Genomic DNA, 250 nt, shown 5'->3' on the forward strand with positions numbered 1-250 from the left:
ATGTCCTGGGCTGCGCTGGCAGAGCGCTGGGCCAGATTTCGCACCTCTGCCGCGACCACGGCGAAGCCTCGACCCTGCTCTCCGGCGCGGGCGGCTTCGACGGCCGCGTTCAAGGCCAGGATGTTGGTCTGGAAGGCGATGCCTTCGATCACGCTGGTGATCTCCGTGATCTTTTCCGAATTGCCACTCAGGCTGTCCAGCGTGTTCTTCATTTGGTGGGCGGCTGTCCAGCCCTGTTGCGTGATGAGTT

General features: G+C 62.8%; 1 protein-coding gene. It reads right to left on the bottom strand.

The genetic code is table 11. The features are described from left to right. The coding region (locus tag PU683_RS22350; protein WP_277174705.1) for a methyl-accepting chemotaxis protein at positions 1-250 on the bottom strand (250 nt) is incomplete at both ends.

Origin of the sequence: Candidatus Kosakonia sp. 282A-S69 (assembly GCF_029433855.1) — a bacterium.
Lineage (GTDB): Bacteria > Pseudomonadota > Gammaproteobacteria > Enterobacterales > Enterobacteriaceae > Kosakonia > Kosakonia cowanii_A.